Genomic DNA, 3,607 nt, shown 5'->3' on the forward strand with positions numbered 1-3,607 from the left:
AGAGCGCCGGAAACGACTCCTGCTGCTGACGGCGCGAGGCACGAACCCGGGGCCGACTACGATGTGGGAATGATGACGATGGGAACCGTGGCGATCATTGTCGCGGCGATCCTCGTGGGCACCGTGCTGCAGCGGATTTCCGGAACCGGCGTCGGGCTCGTGGTCGCTCCGACACTGTCGATCCTTCTCGGGCCGGTGCTCGGCGTGCTCGTGACGAACATGACGACCGTCGTGTCCGGCTTTCTCATCATGATCGCGGTGTGGTCGCGGATCGACTGGCGACGCTACTGGCTTATCGGTCCCGCGGCAGTTCTCGGCGCGATTCCCGGCGCGCTCGTCGTCGGCGCGCTGCCGCCCGGTTGGCTGTCGATTCTCGTCGGCGCGATCGTCGTGTTCGCGCTGCTCGTCACCGTGGGGATGCGGACGCTACCGCGCGTCGACGGCAGTCCGATCGCGATGCTCAGCGGCCTCGTCGGAGGCTTTTTCAACACGACCTCGGGCGTCGCGGCGCCGGTCATGGTCATCTATTCGCGCGTGGCGCGGTGGGAGCAGCTGCGCTTCGCGGCGACGCTGCAACCGATTTTCATGACCATGGGCGCGGCGTCGGTGGCGAGCAAACTCGCGACCGGCGCGACGGCGGACGCAGCAGGCACCGACCTCCACCTCGGCTGGCTCGCTCCCGGCGTCGTCGCCACCGTGCTTATCGGGATCGCGGTGGGCACGTGGCTCGCGAAGCGCGTTCCCGTCGCCCACGCGCGCAGGCTTGCGCTGCTGCTCGCCGCGCTCGGCGGGGTGGGCGCGATCGTCCGCGGGGTATTGGAGGTCATCTAGAAGCTCGAGGTCATCTAGAAATCGGTGCCGCCAATTGTTCGCAGCAAAAGCGGGACGGTTCCGAACCTTGTGTGATTAGCTCGGGTTATTCGGCCCCGTGACCCGCGCCACATCCGATCGGTGTTGCAGCACGGCGAGGGCGAAGCGTAACCGCGCGCGCGATCCGAGGAGTGCCGTCATGTCGACTACCACCGCCCCTAAAGACACCGAAGGCCGGGAACTGTCGCCCGGTGCTCGCGAACACGGCGACGACAAGCCGACGTTGCTGCGCCGGATGATCGGGCTCGGACTCGGCGTCGTCGGCGCGCTCGCCGTCTACTTCCTCATGCCGGGCGACCTCGAAATGTGGCCCCGCATCACGGCCGCGGTCGCCGTGCTTATGGCGGTGTGGTGGATGACTGAGGCGATACCGATCCCCGCGACCGCGCTGCTCCCGCTGGTGCTGTTTCCACTGCTCGTGCCCGAAGGTGACTTCGGCTCCGGCGACGAGGCCGCCGGCGGCATCTCGGTCGACGACATCGGCGCAAGCTACGGCAACAACATCATCTTCCTGTTCATGGGCGGATTCATGCTCGCCCTCGCCATGCAGAAGTGGAACCTGCACCGCCGCGTCGCGCTGCTCACCCTCCGCGCGATGGGGTCAAAACCCGCGAACCTCATCGCCGGGTTCATGATCTCCACCGGCTTCATCACGATGTGGGTGTCGAACACGGCGACGGCCGTGATGATGCTGCCCATCGGCATCTCCGTGCTCATGCTCGTCAACAAGGTGGTCAAGGAACAGAGTCCTGACGGCGAAGGCCTCGAATCCCCGGACGTGGAGTCCGCCGACAGCGACGACAGAGATATCGGGATGCCGCAGGAAGCGGTGAAATCGAAGTTCGGCACCGCCTTGATGCTCGGCATCGCCTACGCCGCCTCGATCGGCTCGGTGGGAACCATCATCGGCACCCCGCCGAACGCGCTGCTCGTCGCGCACATGGACACCACCCACGGCGTGTCGATCGGGTTCGGCCAATGGATGCTTGTCGGCGTTCCCGTCGCCGTCGTCATGCTTATCGCCGCGTGGCTCCTGCTCACCAAGGTGCTGTTCCGGCCCGAGATCGACGAGATCCCCGGGGGCTCGGAGCTGATCAAAAACGAGCTCGACAAGCTCGGCCCGATGAGCACGGGGGAGAAGCGGGTGCTCGCGATCTTCGTGCTCGCCGCAGTCTCGTGGATCGCGGTTCCGCTCGTATCCGACTACCTGCTCGGCCTCGAAGACCCGTTCATCTCCGACGCCGGCATCGCCGTGACCATCGCCGTGCTCCTCTTCCTCCTTCCGGGCGGCGCCGCGCGCGGCGTACGCCTGCTCGACTGGGACTCCGCGGTCAAGCTGCCCTGGGGCGTGCTCCTGCTCTTCGGCGGCGGGCTCGCGCTGTCCTCGCAGTTCTCCGATTCCGGGCTCTCCGAATGGCTCGGCTCGCAGCTCGAAGGGCTCGGCGGCGTTCCCGTGTGGGTCATCGTGCTCATCCTGTGCGCCGGCATCCTGCTGCTCACGGAGATGACCTCGAACACCGCAACCGCGGCGACCTTCCTGCCGGTCGCGTCCGGCGTCGCCATGGGCACCGGCATCGAGCCGCTGCTTCTGGCCGCTCCGCTCGCGCTGGCCGCGACCTGCGCGTTCATGCTTCCCGTGGGGACCCCACCCAACGCGATCGCTTACGGCTCCGGCTACGTCACCATCGGCCAGATGGTGCGCGGCGGCGTGTGGCTCAACGTCATCGCCGTCGTCGTCATCACCGCCGCCTCGCTGACTCTGCTCGTGTGGGTGTTCGGACTGACGATCTAGCCCGGTACCGCCGCTCTACACACGTATGACGTCGGACGCCGCAGCTCCCTCGGGGGATCGGCGCCTCCGACGTCATATGTGGATTTGGGCCGTCCCTTTTCGGCAAAAGGCGCGTAGAACGCGGCCTGCGCTGGGATAATGGTGCTCACTTTCCCAACAGGCGCGCCGAGTGGAGCGTGCCGAGACGAAGGGTGGACGGGCGTGCGACGTGGCTGGAGAAGTATTCGAGCGGTGATGGGACTCGCGGCGGCGCTGGCCATCGCGATACCCGGGGCGGCCGTGGCGACAGGGCAGGAGATTCCCGTCACCGGGCCTGCGCCGGGGCTCATCACGCCCGAACAATGGCCCGCCCCGCAAGGCGTTGCAGGAGCGCCGGCTCGCGAGGGGCAGGAGCAGTGCGCGGCGCCCGCAGCCGGGGCCGGGCCGCAGCAGGTCGCGCCGGGGGAGGTGGGGATAGACCAGGCCAAGCTCGACGAGGCGATAGCGTTCGCGGCCTCGCGCATGCGCATCAACGTCCAGGTGTACCGCAACAACTGCCTCATCGGGCGCGGGCCACTCAACGATCACACGGACGACCTGCGGTGGAACGTGTGGTCGTCGACGAAATCGGTCGTCGCGATGCTCGCGGGGATCGCCAACACCCAGGGCGCTCTCGACCTCGACGCGCCGATCGGAACCTACCTCGAGGCCGGGCAGGGCGACGAGGCGCACCGGGCCATCAAGGTTCGCGACCTGTTGACCCAGACCTCGGGGCTGCAGCAGTCGATCGTGTCCGAGGGGCTGCCGTCGGGCGTCGACCTCGACCTGTCGGTCGTCGAGCAGTCGCTCGCGCTGCCGCTGATCCACGAGCCGGGCACCTTCTTCGAATACACGCAGCGCGGGCCGGATCTCCTCGCGCACGTGATCGAGAAGGCGGTGGGGGAGGACCTTCAGGAGTTTGCGCAG

Annotated in this window: 3 protein-coding genes; all 3 read left to right on the forward strand. The window is 67.6% G+C overall.

The genetic code is table 11. The annotated features are described in order from the left end of the window. A partial coding sequence (locus K8V11_RS08310) for a sulfite exporter TauE/SafE family protein (RefSeq protein WP_303912642.1) occupies window positions 1-831 on the forward strand: 831 nt, incomplete at its 5' end. 178 nt (window positions 832-1,009) lie between these two features. Further along, window positions 1,010-2,662: a DASS family sodium-coupled anion symporter gene (locus K8V11_RS08315; protein ID WP_303912645.1), complete on the forward strand. Its 1,653-nt coding sequence runs from the start codon at window positions 1,010-1,012 to the stop codon at window positions 2,660-2,662. Between the two features lie 234 nt (window positions 2,663-2,896). Continuing rightward, window positions 2,897-3,607 (forward strand): serine hydrolase (locus K8V11_RS08320; RefSeq protein WP_303912648.1); only part of this gene is annotated, 711 nt, incomplete at its 3' end.

The sequence above is a fragment of the Dietzia timorensis genome (assembly GCF_020742175.1).
Lineage (GTDB): Bacteria > Actinomycetota > Actinomycetes > Mycobacteriales > Mycobacteriaceae > Dietzia > Dietzia timorensis_A.

Bases quoted from the DNA above. Each gene is read 5' to 3' on its own strand.
- K8V11_RS08315 (WP_303912645.1), top strand. From the start codon at position 1,010: ATGTCGACTACCACCGCCCCTAAAGACACCGAAGGCCGGGAACTGTCG.